Source organism: Terrihalobacillus insolitus (assembly GCF_028416575.1).
Lineage (GTDB): Bacteria > Bacillota > Bacilli > Bacillales > Amphibacillaceae > Terrihalobacillus > Terrihalobacillus insolitus.
The window spans coordinates 1-1,393 of sequence record NZ_JAMQKB010000060.1 but is presented as its reverse complement, the minus strand read 5'-3'; the positions used below and the strand labels follow the sequence as shown (position 1 = coordinate 1,393).

Below are 1,393 nucleotides of genomic sequence, written 5' to 3'. Positions count from 1 at the left end.
AATACTATCGAATGAATGTGAGGATGAAAATTAAGTGCTTGTCCCCAGGTATGCAAGATACTCATAAAACCAATTGATGCATTAAGGTATTTTTTGTCCTTTCCCAGCTCCATTAAGGTATCTGCACTTGCCTTATAGAGTAAAGAATAAAGCAACTTCTTGTTTGCATAAATTAAAGGATTCAGTTCCTCAGGTACCGTAAAGACAACATGAAAATAAGGGGCATCAATGACTTCAGACTTACGTTGATCAATCCACTTTTCCTTTCCGAGCCCCTGGCAACAGGGACAGTGACGATTTCGACATGAATTATAATGTACTTCCGAGTGACCGCAATCCTGGCAGACGGAAACATTGCCACCCAAGGCAGAAGTTTTACAGTTCATAATAGCAATGGCTGCTTTTTGCATGTCACCACTCTCAGGATATTGAGCCTTAAAAGTATCATAACACTCGTGAAAAATGTCCTGTATGGGATAACTCATGGGGAAACCCCCGCATCAAAAGGGCTCTTTAGTGCCTTCATGGTTTTCGTTCCCAAATGAACATAAACAAGGCTTGAGCTAGCAGATTTATGCCCTAAAAGTTTTTGGATTGTCAGTAGGTCGTATTCTTGTTCATACAAATGGGTACCAAAGGAATGTCTAAGCGTATGGGCTGTCACGGTTTTGTCCCAGCCGAGAAAATGACAATGATCAGTAATAAAACGAGATACGGTAAAACTAACAATAGGCTGACTAGCCTTTGTTCCTGGAAATAACCATCCTTTGGGTCGACCAAAAGACAACCAGTATTTTGTCAGAATGTCCAAGGCATTCTTGGATAAAATAGCATACCGATCGCTTCGTGATTTGGAGGATTGGATGTAGATTCGCATGTCCTTACGGCTAATATCATCATACCGTAAATGGCGCATCTCGCTCACCCTAAGTCCCGCAGAATATAAAAGTGCCACACAAGCCTTATGCTTCAGATTGGGAATGGTTGCAATAAACTCATTCACTTCTTCTAAAGTAAGGATATCCGGAAGTTTCGTATTGAACTTCATATAAGGAATTTCATACTTATCCCAGTTCGTTCTTAACACATACAGATGAAAAAAACGAAGCTGCGAAATATGTGCGTTAATCGTGCGATTGGAAAGGGACTTTACCTTTTTAAGCAACAGAAGATAGGTCCTGATTTCCGCAAAAGAAACTTCCTCAGGTGTTTTTTTACATGTTGCCACCCAGGAGAGATAACTGTGTAGCATACTGTTATAGGATATGACCGTATTATGGGTTAAATCACGCAGCACTAATAAGTCATTAAACTTCTTAACATAAGGTTTAGTATCGAAAAAACTCATGATGTAGACCTCCTAAATAAAAGTGTATTGTCAAAAATTGAACAC

2 protein-coding genes are annotated in these 1,393 nt (G+C 39.6%); both read right to left on the bottom strand.

Annotation, left to right across the window (positions count from 1 at the left end):
* A partial coding sequence (locus tag NC797_RS18285; RefSeq protein WP_272438214.1) for an IS91 family transposase occupies positions 1-485 on the bottom strand: 485 nt, incomplete at its 3' end.
* A complete protein-coding gene (locus NC797_RS18280) occupies positions 482-1,348 on the bottom strand; it encodes a tyrosine-type recombinase/integrase (RefSeq protein ID WP_272438213.1) in 867 nt (288 codons plus the stop codon). The genes NC797_RS18280 and NC797_RS18285, both read right to left, overlap by 4 nt.
* Positions 1,349-1,393: the final 45 nt, after the last annotated feature.